A 14,512-nucleotide genomic window follows, 5' to 3' on the forward strand; every position below is an offset into this window, starting at 1 on the left:
CTCTCCGTGTTCAGCGGCATCTCACCCCACTTCCGGCCCCGCCGTCATCTGATGACCGCTGCTGCCCACCGAGCCGAGATGACCGTCCGCTTCGCGATCTGGGAGCGGATCACCGGCGTCGCCGGCCTCGCCACCGCGGCCTGAGCACAGCCCGGAACCAGGCCCCACCAGGCCGTGACACACCATCAGAGGCCGCCCGCCCAACAACGTGACAGTGCCCTTCGAGGGGATCAATACGCTTCTTTGTCACCGTGCACAGATGGGCCCAGTCGTCGCCCATGTCGACGACATAGGCGAACTGCTCGCCGGCCTGCAGTCTGCTCAGCTTGGTGGCATGGCCGTCCACGGTGCCGTCCGGGGCCTCACCGTCCCACCACGCCAGAGGGCTGACCCGGGTGCCGTCGGACAACGTGAACAGGTGCAGGTGTGCCAGGTCCCAGCGGCCGAAGGCGGAATCGATGGCCGTGGCGAACTGAGCGAAGGAGTGCGAGCGCGCGGCGGCGAAGACGCGGCCGGGGCGAGGCCACAGGTCCGCACCTCGTCCGGAAACCAACTCGACCCGGATGGACAGCCAGGTACGCGCCACGATCACAACCCCTTCATGCACCAGGTCTCCGAGCCAGCACCGAGGCTACTGAGTACGCCTGCCGGTTGGGAATCGAACCGGCCGTGCGTGGGGAATCTCTACTGGCCACCACGCCGCCGTCATGAGGTATCCCCCGCAGACACAGGAAACCGAACCTGGTCCATTGATCGGTCTCCATCGTCGGGACCATCCCCGCGGGTACCTGGGGCAACGGATCCATGAGCCGGGGCCTTCCCCCGTGGTCGTCACAGCTGCATACCGGCTGATCTATCCGGCCTCTCGGGGCGGCTGGTTCGAGGCATTCTCGCTTTACGGCAACGGTGCTGGTGAGGGGGATGCGGGTGCGCGGGACAAGGCCAGGCGGGTGGGCGGGCGTACTGCGCGGCGCATTATGTGCGGCGGACACGCAGCATCGCGCAGGCCGAAGCCAGCTATTGAGCCGCGCTCGGCGCGGTGAGGGCGGGCGACACCCCCACGCGTCCTCGTCACACTGCGTCCGACCATCCGCTCGCCCTAATGACGCGGTCCCGGACGGGATCGGCAAGGACGGCACCGGGCCACCTGCCGCCTGGGGCACAACAGACCGGGCCAATCCGGTGCGACCTGTCCGACCGGTCCGAAAACGACTTGTCCGTCCCCAGGGCGACCGGAAAGGATGACCGGGCAAGATCATAGATTGCGAGGCTCCATGCACGTCACCGTTCCCACCCTGGCAGGCACGATCCGCGGACAGTGGAAGGGCCAGGTGGCGGCGTTCCTGGGGATCCCCTACGCGGCCCCGCCGTTCGGCCCACGGCGCTTTGTGCCACCCGAGCCGCCGCAGCCGTGGGTCGGGGTGCGTGACGCGCTCGTCCCTGGGCCCGCCGCGCCGCAGCCCGGCTACCACCCGGCGATGGCCGCCCTGCTGGAAGAAGCCGTGAGCACCGGTGAGGACTGTCTGAACCTCAACGTGTGGACGCCGGCCCCGGGCCTCACCGGAGGTCGGCTTCCGGTCATGGTGTGGATCCACGGTGGCGCCTTCCGTAACGGCTCCGCCTCACTGCCCTCCTACGACGGCACGCGGCTCGCCGCGGACGGCGCCGTCTGCGTCACCCTCAACTACCGGCTTGGTGCGGAGGGTTTCCTGCTCTTCCCCGACGGCACCGCGAACCTCGGTCTGCTGGACCAGATCGCCGCGCTGAAATGGGTTCGCGACAACATCGCCCAGTTCGGCGGCGACCCGGACAACGTCACCGTCTTCGGCCAGTCCGCCGGGGCCATCGGCATCACCACGCTCATGGCCATGCCGCAGGCCCGGGGCCTGTTCCGGCGGGCGATCACGCAGAGCGGAGCCGGCCACCACAGCCACCCCGAGGACATCGCCCGCCGCATCACCGAGCGGCTGGCCGCCCTCGCCGGGACGGAGCCGACGCGCGAGGGCCTGGCCGTCGTACCGCCCGAGCGGCTCGTCGCCGCCAACGCCGCCCTGGGCCAGGAGATCGCCCGGGCCACCGATCCCGCCCAGTGGGGCGAGTCGGCGGGCGGCGGCACCACCGTGCTGCCCGTCGTGGACGGAACCACCCTGCCGCAGCGCCCGGTCGACGCGATCGCCGGCGGAGCCGGTCGCGACATCGACCTGCTCACCGGCACCACCAGCGACGAGTTCCGGCTCTTCCTGGTCCCGTTGGGGATGGGACCGAGGATCACGGACGAGGTGCTGACCGGGTTCCTCGCCGGGTTCGGGCTCGCCCCCGAGCGGGCCCGCGCGGTCTACTCCGCAAAGCACCCCGGCGCGACCCCGGGCGACCTGCTGTCCGCGGCCATGAGCGACCACGCCTACCGCGTCCCCGCGCTCCGGGTGGCCGAGTCCCGCGCCGCGCACGGGGCGGACACCTACGTGTACGAGTTCGCCCGCCCCTCCCCCGCGCTCGACGGTGCCCTCGGCGCCTGCCACATGGCCGAGGTCGGATACGTCTTCGGCAACCTGGACTCCCCGCTCACCGGCCCCGGCGCCCCTCCGGAACTGTCCGACCTGATGCGCCGGGCCTGGCTCTCCTTCGCCCGTACGGGAAAGCCCGCGGACACACCCGCTGGAGCCCTGCCGCACTGGCCCGCGTACGGCGGACGCCGTTTCGTCATGCGTCTGGGCGACGGCGCGCCCGCCGTGCTCGACGACCCCGCGCCGGACGAACGCCGGCTCTGGACCGGCCTGCGCGACGCCGTCCCCGCGCCCGCCTGACCGGCCGACGCCCTCCCCGCCCTGGACGATCCCCGAGCTGGAGCAGACTATGTCCGTCACCACCCCGCCCACGCGGCCCATCACGCACGACGACGTGCCCGCGTGCGTGGAGGTACTGACCCGCGCGTTCGCGGACTATCCGTTCACCCGGCACGTCGTCGCCGCCGATGACCACGAGCGGCGCGTCCGCCGTCTTCAGGAGCTGTTCCTGGCGCGCGTCGCGCTGCGCCACGGCCGTTCCTGGGTCACCGACGATCGTCTGGCGGTGGCCGCCTGGACGACTCCCGAGCAGGACCCCTCTCCGGCCTTCGCCGAGATCGGCTCCCTGCTCCCGGAGCTGGCGGGCGACCGCACCGCGGCGTACGAGGCCGCCGAGGAGGCGCTTGCACCCCACCGCCCCACGCACCCGGTGTGGTTCCTCGCCACCGTCGGGGTGGCCCCGGAGGCCCAGGGTCGGGGCCGCGGCGCGGCGGTGCTGCGGCCGGGTCTGGAGGCCGCCGAGGCAGCGGGTTTCCCGGCCTTCCTGGAAACCTCCGACGCGCGCAACGTGCGGTTCTACGAACGTCTCGGCTTCACCGTGACCTCCGAGGTTCCGCTCCCTGACGGCGGCCCGCTCACCTGGGGCATGACCCGGTCGCCGGGGCGCTGAGCGGGCGGGGCCCTGCCGCTCCCCGGCGGGCGCGAACGTCGCCGCCCTGATGCCGGCGGCCGCGCGGGGTCACAGCGCGGTGCCGGTTTCCTCGGCCAGCGCCCTCAGCAGGCGGTCCTGGAACGCCTCGTCGTGGACCGCGCGGTGCGGCTGCTGACGCTGTCGGTGGTACCAGTAGCCGCCGGTGGTCAGGGCCTCCGGTTCGTCGCTCGTCGCGAGCCATTCCTGTGTCCGGTGGCCAAGCTCCAAGTCGTCTGGCGCACTCGGCCCGCCCATCCTGGTCGGCACCCAGCCCGGGTCCACCGCGTTGCTCGGCACCCCGGGGCGCAGCCGGGCCACCGCACAGGCGAGGGCCGTGACGAACAGCTTGCTGTCGGCGTACGAACCCGCGGTGGTGCCCCGCCAGTCGACGCCGGACAAGGACGGATGTCCGCTGAAGTGCGAGCCGCTGCTGAGGTACACGTGCCTGCGCGGGCCGTGCAGAAGTGCCGTGAGCAGGTACGGCGCCACGACGTTAACCGGCATTACGGGACGCCCGCTCCACACGCCAGGGCGCTGTCACGTTGGCTGAGCGGGTGGGATGATCTTCGGGGTGATCGTGGTGGAGGGGGCGTCCGTGAAGGTCACGTCGCCGTCGCACAAGGGGCACCGGTACCCGGTCGAGGTGATCTCCCACTGCGTGTGGCTGCACGTCCGCTTCCCGTTGTCCTACCGCGCGGTCGAGGAACTGATGCTCGAGCGCGGCGTGATCGTCTCGTACGAGACCGTGCGACGGTGGTGTCGGAAGTTCGGGCAGGCCTACGCGAACGGGCTTGGCCGCAGGCGTCCCCGGCCCGGCGGCACATGGCATCTCGACGAGGTCTTCATCAAGGTCAACGGCGAGCAGAAGTATCTGTGGCGGGCTGTGGGCCGGGACGGCGACGTCCTCGACATCCTCGTGCACAACCGCCGCGACAAGGCCGCGGCCGGACGGTTCCTCCGCGGGCCGATGACGAAGACCCGGGCAGTGCCGAGGGTGATCGTCACCGACAAGCTCCGCTCCTACAGCGCCGCCCACCGCGAGGTCATGCCCTCCGTCGAGCACCGCTCGCACAAGGGACTGAACAACCGGGCCGAGAACAGTCACCAGCCGACGAGGCAACGCGAAGGGGTGATGAAGGGCTTCCGCTCCGGGGGCGGGGCGCAGAGGTTCCCGTCCGTGTTCAGTGGCGTCTCACCCCACTTCCGGCCTCGTCGCCACCTGATGCCCGCACCTCACTACCGAGCCGAAATGACCGTCCGCTTCACCGTCTGGGAGCAGATCACCGGCGTCACGGACCGACCTGCCACGGCCTGAGCACCGCCCGGAACCCGGTCCCACCACACCTCGACACACCGTCAGACGCCCACACACCCAACCACGTGACAACGCCGCCGGGACCGACAGCAGCTTCCTCGTCGCCCGGTACACCAGCGAGACGATCACCCACGGCATCGTCCCAGGCGACCCCGAGCGCCACCGGACCTCCACGACCCGCAGCGACACATCTCTGAACGGCGCATGAGCAGAGCCTGCCGGCCGGGGCTCAGACGCCGCCACCGGGTGCGGAGCTCCCGGCGGTGCCGGCGGAGCTTGGCGGACAAGAAGCGCAGGGCAGAGCCGGACGCGTCGTTGCCGGACGGGCAGACAAGCACACGAAGCCTGTGGTGGAGACGGATTTCCTGGTCGAAGACCCACCTACCAGGGCTTCATCTGCCTGCCAGCCCAACTGACGTGCTCATCCGCCAGGTTGGAAAGGGTCCACTCGCGGCACAACGATCACGTGTCCGAGATCACGGGGAAACTTCACGCTCGGCTTCCACCCGGTTCGCGATGTCCTCGCGCAACCGCGTCTTGTCGATCTTGCCCGTTCCGGTCAGCGGCAGTGCCGGCACCCTGACGACGCGCTCGGGCAGTTTGAACAGGGCCAGTCCGCAGTCCTCGAGGAAGCGGCGGATCTCCCGCAGCGTCGCAGATCCCTCCTCGCCGTCGACGACGTACAGACACACCGTTTCGCCCAGGACTCGGTGGGGCATCGGGACGGCTGCGGCGGCGCGCACGCCGGGATGCCTCTGGACCAGAGCTTCCAGTTCGCCCGCCGGGATCTTCTCGCCGCCACGGTTGATCACGTCCTTGACGCGTCCGACGACCACGAAGTTGCCCGAGGGATGGCGGTGGACCAGGTCACCGGTGCGGTAGAAGCCGTCGGAGGTGAACGAAGCGGTGTCCGTGTCGCCGTGGTAGGCCGTGATGACGCCAGGCCCCCGGGCCAGAAGCTCGCCCGTTTCCCCGTCGGCGACGGGGCGGTCCCGGCCGTCCACCACGAGAGTCTCGTCCCCCGGTGAGACGGGTCGCCCTTGGGTGGAGAACACCACCTCCGGGGGGTCGTCGAGCCGGGAGAGGTTCAGCAGTCCCTCGCTCATTCCGTACACCTGCTGGATCCGGCAGCCGAAGGCGTCGCCGAGCTCCCTGGCTGTCTGTTCGTCCAGGCGGGCTCCGCCGACCTGCAGTACCTCCAGGCTCGACAGGTCGGGCCCGTGAGAGGCGGCATGTACGGTGAGCCGCTGGCGGGCGACCGCAGGGGTCAGCGCGCAGTGCGTGACGCGTTCCCGCTCGATCAGCGCCATCGCGCCGACGGGATCGCCGGGTGCGCCGAGCACGGCCTTCCCTCCGTGGACAAGTGCGCCGAGGATTCCGGGGTGGCCGAAGGCGAAGCTGTGCGTCACGGGCAGGACCGCGAGGTAGACCGAGTCCGGTGTCAGCGCCGACGCAGTCGCCGAGGCACGGATGACATGGCCGAACGCCTCGTGCGTACGGGGGATGGGCTTGGGCGCGCCGGTGGTGCCGCTCGACAGCAGGAACAGGGCGATGTCCGAGGGGCGCCGGTGCCCGCCCGCCACGGGAGCCGCCTCCTCGGCCACGGCGAACTCGTCGAGGTCCAGATGGCCGCACGCCGGGTCGACGCCGCCGGAGACCAGCAGGTTCCGCACGAAAGGATGGCGTTCGCGGAGTTCTTCGGCGAATCGGAGGTGGTCGAAACGGGCTTGCCGAACGGGCACGGCCATCGCTGCCGGACGTACCGAGGACAGCACGGGAGCGAGTTCGTGTTCGCGCAGCGTCGGCGGCGCGAGGACCGGACGGGCGCCGAGTCGTATCAGGGCGAGCACGAGGATGACGAGCTGGGGCTGGTTGGGGAGTTGTACGAGTATGTTCTCGCCGGGGCGCGTTCCGCAGCGCGCCAAACGAGCGGCGCAGCCTGACACCGCGGCGTCCAGTTCGGACCAGGTGAGAACCCGGCCGTCGCCGACGAGTGCCTCACCGCGGCCCCGATGCCCGCGGGTGTCCAGGACCAGTTCGTCCAGCAGGTCCGGGGACCACCAGCCGCGGCTCCGGTAGTCCGCCGACAGCCGAGGGTCCGGCCCGTTCCCGCCCAAGGCGTCGGCGAGCTGCCGCAGCGTACAGTCATGCTCGCTCCAGAGGTCGACGCGGGTGCCGAGTCGTTCGGAGAACTCGATCTCCAATTGCGTGATGTCGACCGAGTCGAGCCCGAGATCGGCGCGCAAGAGCGCGTCCTCGCGCAGGAGTTCCTGTTCGATGCCCAGCTCGGAGAGGACTCTTCGCACGTCGTCGATGTCCGGCAACCGGCTCTCCTCAGGGGTCGAGAAAACCTTCTGGTGGGGGGCGGCTCGGACAGAGGGTGGCACCGGCGGCGGGACCGCTCCCGTCCCGAACCCGTGCGGCGGGCGCCACGGCCGGAACCGGGGAGTCGCCCTGCCCCTCCTCCATCGGTCCGCGTCCGGTGACCGGCCGCGGCGGCCTCAGACGATGGTGAGCGTCGTCGTTCCGGTCGCGCCCGTGACACCGGTGGACAGACACTGCAGCAGTCCCGGCTGCGGAAGGACGATGACCTGGGTCGCCGAGCGGCCCTGGAAGCGGCCCTGGACGACGGTCCCGGTGAGCGTGGTGACCACCTGCCCGGCGACCGCGGTACTGCTGCCTTCGGCCTCGATGACGCTGGTGTCGCCGGTGCTCCACGTGAAGGTCCGAGGACCTTGGAATCCGCCGAGGAGGTCGTTGCACCCCGCGTGGAGGGTGAACCGCTCCCCGTACGCACCGCTCGTCACCTCACCCGCACCGTCGACGCACGACCCGAGACGCCCGTCGGTGGTGACGTCGACGTCCCGCGGTTGGAAGGTGATCCCCGGTCTGTAGGCGACGGACTCGGTTCCCTGGCACTGCAGCACCGCGAGTGGTTCCGCGCGGGCGGGCCCGGCGGCCAGTGCGCCGGTACAGAGTACGGTGACGACGGTTGCCAGGACTGCCGAGCGTGCTCGTGATCTTATGACGGACATGAGACGACCTCCTTCGGGGTGAACGGCGTGATAGGGGTGATGCCCGGCACGCCCGTTCGTGAGACGAGCGCGCAGGAGCAGTGAGGGGGTACGCGAAGCCCCGCGCGCTGCCCCGTGAAGACCGCGCGCCGGGTGACGCCCCCGCGCGGTCGGTTCGCCCCTTGCCGCCCGGGACGCGGGCATGAGTCAGTGGACCGTGCGCGCGGCGAGCGGGACGCGGGTTTCCGCGCGTTTCTCCCCGCGGGCGGTCTTCGCGACTCCCTGGAGCGCCGCGTCGGCTCCGGATCTGGAGGATGATGCATCCACAGGAGAGCGGCACACTTGCGGTACCGGGTGCCAGGCTTCATTTCGAAGTGCGCGGGGAGGGATCGCCGGTGCTGCTCATCGCGGGCGGCAACTCCGACGCGGCCGTCTTCAAACGCCTGGCCGACGTCCTGGCCGTGGACCACCGCGTCATCACGTACGACCCGCGCGGCAATTCGCGCAGCCTCCTCGACGGTCCGCCGACGGACCAGCGGGTCGAGGAGCACACCGACGACGCGTACCGCCTGCTCGACCACCTCACCGGACCCGGTGAACCCGCGTACGTTTTCGGAAGTTGCTCGGGCGGGCTCGTCGCACTCGAACTCGCCGTCCGCAGCCAGGACCGGGTCCGTTTGACGATCGCCCACGAACCGCCCGCGATGGGACTGCTGCCGGATGCCGAGGAGCATCTGGCGTTCTTCGACGACGTCCATGAGACGTTCCGCCGCGAAGGCGTGGCGGCGGCCCTACGCAAGCTCCAGCTCGTGTTCGGCGACGGGCCGGCGCCGACGCTGCCCGAGGCCCACGACAACACCGCGTTCTTCCTGGCTCATACCGTCAGGCCGGTCACGCGCTTCGTGCCCGACCTCGGCAAACTGGTGACGATGGCGGACCGTATCGTCGTCGCAGGCGGTCGCGACTCGCGCACCCACGCCGTCCACCGGCCCGCGGTCGTCCTGGCGGAGCGGCTCGGCTGTGAACGGAAGCTGTTCCCCGGCGGCCACGTCGGCTACGCGAGATACCCGGCCGAGTTCGCCAGGCGACTCGTCGGGCTGTTCACCGCGCCGTCCGGCGCGGCGACTCCGTTCCGCACCGGTGCGGGAGGCTGACGTGCGCATCGTGATGGGGGCGCAGAACTGTGGCTTCGGCCCAGCCTCCGAACTCGTCGCGGTCTCCCGGCTGCTCTCCCACCACGAGCGGGTGTTCGTCGGCAGCGGTGTGGCGGCGACGTTCACGCGTCGCAACCCGGACGCCTTCGACGCCATCCTCGAGATCGACGCGACGCGCGGGAGGGCCGGGGCGGAGTTGATCGACGACCTGCTGGAGACCGGCGACCAGGTGGTCTCGGCCATGGACGCCGACCTCGCCCTGCGGTCCGTCGTCGCGCGGCGTCCGGTGGTCATGGTGGACAGCCTGTTCGGATTCTGGCGACTCGGACGGCCGTTGGCCCAGATCCGCGACCTGTGCGCGACCCTGCCACGTTCCTCCTACGTCGCGGCAGAGCGGCACCTGGCCGCGCTCTCCCCGCATGAGCGCGTCGTCGCGGCCCATCTGCTCGCCACCCACAGCGTGGTGCAGAACTTCCCGGGCGTCCCCGAGCGCGTGGCCGAGTTCACCGCCCTCGGTGCCGGGTCCGCGATCCACCTGACCGGCCCGATCATCGACGTCGAAGGGCTGAGGAACACCCCGCTCGACGCCGAACCGGAGTACGACTTGCTGGTCAACGTCGGCGGGTTCAAGAACTTCCTCCTGGACTTCGACGTCAACAACGACTACCTGCGGCTGCTTCACCACTGGATCCCCGACCTGCTGCGGGACTGGCCCCGGTTTTCGCACGTCCTGGTCTGCGGCGGCCCTTTCGGCGGGCACCGCGAGCGGAGTGTCTCGGTGGCCGGCCGGCGGGCCGACTGCCGTCTCCTGCCGCAGCGCGACCTGCTGCGGGCGGTGGCGAGCACGCCCGGCTACCTGCTCGCCCCCGGGCTCACGGCACTCCACGAGGCGATGGTCCTCGGCCGGTTGCCGCTGGGGATCCACGAGCAGCACTACGCGCACGTCTACACCCTGCGCAGTCTCGACGGCACGCTCTTCGGCCGGAACGCCGGCCGGTTCGCGGACGTCCTGCCGCACCACCGGTTGCCCGAGGACGACTTCACCGGGACGGCGGCTCTCGTGGAGATCGCCGGCCGCGTGCAGGAGGACGAGGAGCTCTACACCGTATTTCGCAGAACGTTCAACGAGCGGATCGAGCACTATGTCTCGCTCACCCCGGCGCAGCGGCGGCACGGCGTCGAGGAACTACGCCGACTGCTCGGCGGTGAGCCGGTCCACGAGGTACTGGCCAAGATCCTTCCCCCTCGGGGCAGCGAGTGACCGGCCGACGGCGCCCAGCCCGGCAATTGGCCTTCCCGACACCTGGAGACGGATTGCTTGCCTCTGAAGAACCCGCCCACGCCGACTACTTCGCTCTCAGGAACCGACTGCTCGGCCCCCTGCGCAACCGGTTCCTGACCGCGGACCAGTTGTGCGAGGCGGGCCGCCTCATGTGCGGCCGCCCCGAGTCCCTGTCCCTCTACGGCATCCCCGCCCCCGAGATGGCCGCCCGGGAGATTCACATCCTGGGCCGCACCGCCGTCGAGTGCACCAAGGACCCTCACCCCGTAGCCATCGCCGGCGTCATCGCCGACATCGAGGCCATCACCCCCGGGGCCGACGGCGAGGCGATGGTCGTCGATCTGTTCTGCGGTTCCGGAAACATCGGTCACCACCTCGGCCGCTGCCTGGGCCGCCCCGTATACGCCTCCGAACTCGACCCGGTCGTCTACGAGGCCGGCCGGCACAATCTGGACCGTATCGGCTCCACGGTCCGTCTCCGTCATGCGGACTATCGTGACCTGCTCGGCGCGCTTCCCGCCCGCAGCGAGCGTGACGTCTACATCGTGGAGCCCTCCTGGGGCCGGGCCTTCACCTCGGAAGGTCTCGACCTGACACGTACCTCTCCCCCGGTCCCCGAGGTCATCGGGCACATCCAGCAGTCCCGCGACCACGTGCCGTGCCTGGTGGTGGTCGAGACCAGTGACCGTGTTGTCCGCGGCTCCCTCGACACCTGGTGTGGGAACGCGGTCCGCCTGCGCACACTCGTCCCCAAGCCGTTTCCACCCCATCGCACCGGCTCGCGTTTCCACTTCTACCGCCTCAGTGAGAACCGGCCCCGAGCCGTGCGGGTCATGGAGGACAACGGTCCGAACGCCCGGCAGCCGCGGGCACAGGCCGCTGAGGCGGGCGACAGCGAGCATCGCTGAGTACTCCAGCAGCGGATCGTGTCCTGAGCTGGTGGTTGTCATCGTCCGGGTAGGGAGGAACTCGTCCGAGGAGTCCTTCAACGCCATCGGCGGTCTCCCGCCTCCTCCGGATCAAGCAGATCCAGTATCAGCGTGTCCACCACTCAGCGGGAGGCTCCAAGAGCCTGTGCAGGCGGCCCGGCCCCGCGCATCCGGCGGATCCGCTCCCGCAGCCTGCGCTCCGCCTGACGCTACTCGGTGCGCAGCGCAGTGGCCGTACGCGTCCTGGCGGCCCAGCCTGCCGGGAGCAGCGCGCCCAGCATCGCGATCACGACTCCGCCGAGCCCCAGCAGGAGCAACTGGAAGGGCCCGTACACATCGAGGACAAGCGACGGCAGGCCGGTGCCCACGGCACGCCCCATCACCGGCATGACGACGTGGTGCAGCGCGTACCCCGCAGGGACGCCGAGCAGCCCGCCGGTCACGCCGATCACGGCCACCGAGGCGAGCACGAGGCTCAGGACCTGCCGCGGCGACATGCCGATCGCCTTGCAGACGCCCAGGTCGTGGATGCGTTCCCGGGTGTCGAGGACCACGGAGTTGAGTACGCCGAGACCGGCCACGATGATCAGCATGAGGGTGAGCAGCACCGCCGTCGCGGCCATGATGAGGATGACGCCGTCCTGCCCCGACTCGGAGCCGGTCGTGGCGTCGCCCCCCAGCGGCTGTACGACCGCGGCGACTCTCTGGACGTACTCGTCGGCGGAGACGCCGGGCCTCGTTTCGACGAGGAAGGTGCTGGGCTCGGCCGACGTGAAGTCGGCCATGTCCGCGTGGATCTCCAGCCGGCTGCCCGACGTGTCGAAGGACTCGCCCACGATCCGCAGGTTCGAGGTCGTCTTCTCGTAGGTCACCCGCACCGTGTCACCGAGCTCGGTGCTGGTCCTCTCCAGGAAACGTGAGGGCACCACGACCTGTCCCTTGCCGGTGATCCAGTGCCCGGAGAGCAGCTCGTAGCTGCCGGAGCGCGAATCGCCCTCGTAGAGGCTGGCCTGGATCGATCCTGAGACCCCGGCCACGGAGACCTCGGTCCGGGCCTTGCCGTAGTAGGACTCCGTGCCCGGCTGCGATGTGATGGCGGACCGCACCTTCGCCGGGTCGGCGGCCTTGGGCCCCTTGGGCGTGCTCGCAGCGCTGTTCCCCACGGGAGGCGGATCTCCCGCGTCGCCCCCCGCAGGAGGCGGCGGCGGGAGAGCGACTTCGATCGCCCTGGTCGTCGTGACCGTGACCGCGGCACGGTTCTCGGGGTCCTGCGAGGTGCCGATCGCGTTCAGGGACGAGGTCAGCCCCACCGCGAACGTCGCCGCGACGGTGCCGAACGCCACCGCGAGCAGCATTGCGAGGGTACGTACCGGGTGTGTGAAGGGGGTGGCGAGACCGTAGGTCACCGGCCGCGGCAGCGGCAGCCTCCCCATCGCTCGGTGTGCCCACCGGCCGCGCCCCGTGCGCGGCGCCCGGCCGACCGCGATGGCCTCGACCGTGCGCAGCCTGCTGGCCCGCAACGCGGGAATCAGCGCCGCGAGCCCCACGAGGACCAGGGCGACGGCCGGTGCGGCGACGTCCACCCACCAGGCCACCGAGAGCGAGACGCCGCCGTACATCGACTCGGTGTCGGACAACAGCGGCGCTGCCAGGAGGTTGCCCAGGACGGCACCCAGGGCGATGCCGACGACGGCCGGGATCATCGCCTGGGTCATGTAGGCACGTACGATCTCGCGCGGAGTGAAGCCGATGGCCTTGAGAATGCCGATCCTGCGCAGGCTGGTGCCGACCGCGCCACTGATCACGCTACTGACGATGATCACCGACATCACGATGCCGAGCGCGCCGAAAGCCATCACGAACGGGACGGTCGCCGCCGCACCCTGATCAGCGGCGCGCTTGGTGTCCAGCCAGGACTGAGTCCCGAGGAGCGCTCCGGGCCCCACGGAGGCGGCGAGCTTCTGACGGTCGGCGAGGATCTGCTGCTTCGTGCTCGCGGAGTCGAAGCGGTAGAGCATCTGACTGGAGACCGGGTTGTCCTTCGATCCCAGCGTGTCGACCTGCGCGGGAGTCGCCCAGGCATCGGCGGTCTCGCTGGCCGACACGGCGAAGCCGACGATCGAAAGGGTCGGGGCGTCCTTGGCGTCCGACGTCTTCAGGGGGGTGCCGATCCCGATGGCGGGCCCCTCGAACGACGCGTCGAGCACGATCTCCCCGGGCTTCTGCGCCCACCGGCCTGTCTTCAGGTCCACCCGGTCCACGGCGCCGTCAGGGCTGGACCGTCCTACCAGGGCCAGCGTCGGCAGCTGGAAGCCCGACCGGTCCACCGGGCGGACCGCCGTGGACGGGTACGGTCCCGCGCTCGCGGCGACGCCGGGCAGCTTCCCGGTCTTCGCCAGCTGCGCCGCACTCGCCCTGGCCGGATCGAACTGCGCGGTGATGTGCGAGCCCTGCTGCTTCTTGAAGGCCTTGTCGAAGGGCGCGGCCGCGGCGACCATCAGTGACCCGGCGACCACGGCCGAGGCCACGGCCATCATCGTAGCCATGGCGATCACCACGGTCTGCACCCGCCGTCGGCCGACGCCGGAACGTACGACCCGGCCCAGCGCGCCGGTACCGAACAGGCTCATCGGACGGCCTGCGCGTGGGAGTCGAGGGAGACGTGTCCGTCGACCAGGTGAACAGTGCGGCTCGCGCACGCCTCTGCCAGCGTCAGGTCATGTGTCACCAGCACGATGGTCTGTCCGGCGTGGTGCAGATCCATCAGCAGATCGAGGACGTCGTGGCCCGAGGCGGTGTCGAGCGCGCCGGTGGGCTCGTCGGCGAGCAGCAGCGCGGGCCGGTTGACCAACGCCCGGGCGACTGCGACCCGTTGGCGTTCACCTCCGGACAATCGGCCCGGGTAGGCGCGGGCGTGCTCCAGGATGCCCAGCATCTCCATGAGCTCACCCGCGCGGGCCGCGGCCTTGCGCCGACTGGTCCCGGTCAGCTGGGCCGGGAGCTGAATGTTGTCGGTGACGGTGAGGTCGTCGAGAAGATTGAAGAACTGAAAGGCCATGCCGATGTGCTCGCGGCGGAACTTGGCGAGGGCATGCTCGCTCAACTGGTCGATCCGTCGCCCGGCCACGATCACAGCACCGTCGGTCGGCTTGTCCAGGCCGGCGACAAGGTTCAGCAGCGTGGACTTGCCGCTGCCGGAAGGGCCCGTGACGGCAAGGGCCTCACCCTTGGCGACACTGAGCGTGAGCGGTCCGAGCGCCGGCGCGCCGGCGTTGTCGTAGCGCTTCGCCACACCCTCCAATTCGATCACTTGATGCATGTCAGTTGTCCGTCCTTGCGGTCGC

Annotated in this window: 12 protein-coding genes and 2 pseudogenes; 7 read left to right on the forward strand and 7 right to left on the reverse strand. The window is 70.5% G+C overall.

What is annotated here, in order from left to right:
- Positions 1–144: pseudogene (locus AB0A94_RS31645) on the forward strand (IS6 family transposase); the annotation flags it as partial.
- Here AB0A94_RS31645 and AB0A94_RS31650 read toward each other — a convergent pair.
- The gene (locus tag AB0A94_RS31650; protein ID WP_361749431.1) at positions 110–586 is read right to left on the reverse strand and encodes a hypothetical protein; all 477 of its coding nucleotides are present in this window, start codon (positions 584–586) and stop codon (positions 110–112) included. The pseudogene AB0A94_RS31645 and the gene AB0A94_RS31650 sit on opposite strands and share 35 nt — an antisense overlap.
- 688 nt (positions 587–1,274) lie before the next feature.
- Here AB0A94_RS31650 and AB0A94_RS31655 point away from each other — a divergent pair.
- A complete protein-coding gene (locus AB0A94_RS31655; protein ID WP_361749432.1) occupies positions 1,275–2,804 on the forward strand; it encodes a carboxylesterase family protein in 1,530 nt (509 codons plus the stop codon).
- 49 nt (positions 2,805–2,853) lie between these two features.
- On the forward strand, positions 2,854–3,453 hold the full coding sequence (locus AB0A94_RS31660; protein WP_361749433.1) for a GNAT family N-acetyltransferase: 600 nt from the start codon (positions 2,854–2,856) through the stop codon (positions 3,451–3,453).
- Between the two features lie 69 nt (positions 3,454–3,522).
- On the opposite strand, the gene AB0A94_RS31665 is transcribed toward AB0A94_RS31660, so the two are convergent.
- Positions 3,523–3,978, reverse strand: a complete 456-nt coding sequence (locus tag AB0A94_RS31665; RefSeq protein WP_361749434.1) for a hypothetical protein — start codon at positions 3,976–3,978, stop codon at positions 3,523–3,525.
- A gap of 55 nt (positions 3,979–4,033) precedes the next feature.
- Here AB0A94_RS31665 and AB0A94_RS31670 point away from each other — a divergent pair, with 55 nt between their 5' ends.
- Entirely contained in the window at positions 4,034–4,789 is a 756-nt protein-coding gene (locus AB0A94_RS31670) for an IS6 family transposase (RefSeq protein WP_361749435.1), read from the forward strand.
- A 206-nt stretch (positions 4,790–4,995) separates the two neighbouring features.
- On the opposite strand, the pseudogene AB0A94_RS31675 reads toward AB0A94_RS31670, so the two are convergent.
- The 3 genes and pseudogenes from AB0A94_RS31675 to AB0A94_RS31685 all read right to left on the reverse strand — a co-directional run.
- Positions 4,996–5,127: pseudogene (locus AB0A94_RS31675) on the reverse strand (IS5/IS1182 family transposase); the annotation flags it as partial.
- A gap of 138 nt (positions 5,128–5,265) precedes the next feature.
- A complete protein-coding gene (locus tag AB0A94_RS31680) occupies positions 5,266–7,113 on the reverse strand; it encodes an AMP-binding protein (protein WP_361749437.1) in 1,848 nt (615 codons plus the stop codon).
- A 177-nt stretch (positions 7,114–7,290) separates the two neighbouring features.
- A complete protein-coding gene (locus AB0A94_RS31685; protein WP_361749438.1) occupies positions 7,291–7,824 on the reverse strand; it encodes a hypothetical protein in 534 nt (177 codons plus the stop codon).
- A 374-nt stretch (positions 7,825–8,198) separates the two neighbouring features.
- On the opposite strand from AB0A94_RS31685, the gene AB0A94_RS31690 reads away from it, so the two are divergent.
- From AB0A94_RS31690 to AB0A94_RS31700, 3 genes are read left to right on the forward strand one after another with little or no spacing between them, the layout of a single operon-like run.
- Positions 8,199–8,957 carry an alpha/beta hydrolase gene (locus AB0A94_RS31690; protein ID WP_361749439.1) on the forward strand — a complete coding sequence of 253 codons (759 nt, stop codon included), beginning with the start codon at positions 8,199–8,201 and terminating at the stop codon, positions 8,955–8,957.
- Between the two features lies 1 nt (position 8,958).
- Positions 8,959–10,218 (forward strand): hypothetical protein, encoded by a 1,260-nt coding sequence (locus AB0A94_RS31695; RefSeq protein ID WP_361749441.1) that lies wholly within the window; start codon positions 8,959–8,961, stop codon positions 10,216–10,218.
- A gap of 53 nt (positions 10,219–10,271) precedes the next feature.
- Positions 10,272–11,147, forward strand: coding sequence for a hypothetical protein (locus tag AB0A94_RS31700; RefSeq protein WP_361749443.1), 876 nt, complete (start codon positions 10,272–10,274; stop codon positions 11,145–11,147).
- A gap of 230 nt (positions 11,148–11,377) precedes the next feature.
- Here the strand turns inward: AB0A94_RS31700 and AB0A94_RS31705 are convergent, their stop codons facing one another.
- On the reverse strand, positions 11,378–13,798 hold the full coding sequence (locus tag AB0A94_RS31705) for an FtsX-like permease family protein (RefSeq protein ID WP_361749445.1): 2,421 nt from the start codon (positions 13,796–13,798) through the stop codon (positions 11,378–11,380).
- A complete protein-coding gene (locus AB0A94_RS31710) occupies positions 13,795–14,487 on the reverse strand; it encodes an ABC transporter ATP-binding protein (RefSeq protein ID WP_361749447.1) in 693 nt (230 codons plus the stop codon). The genes AB0A94_RS31705 and AB0A94_RS31710 overlap by 4 nt, the downstream gene beginning before the upstream one ends.
- Positions 14,488–14,512: the final 25 nt, after the last annotated feature.

The organism is Streptomyces sp. NPDC044984 (assembly GCF_040646935.1).
Classification (GTDB): domain Bacteria; phylum Actinomycetota; class Actinomycetes; order Streptomycetales; family Streptomycetaceae; genus Streptomyces.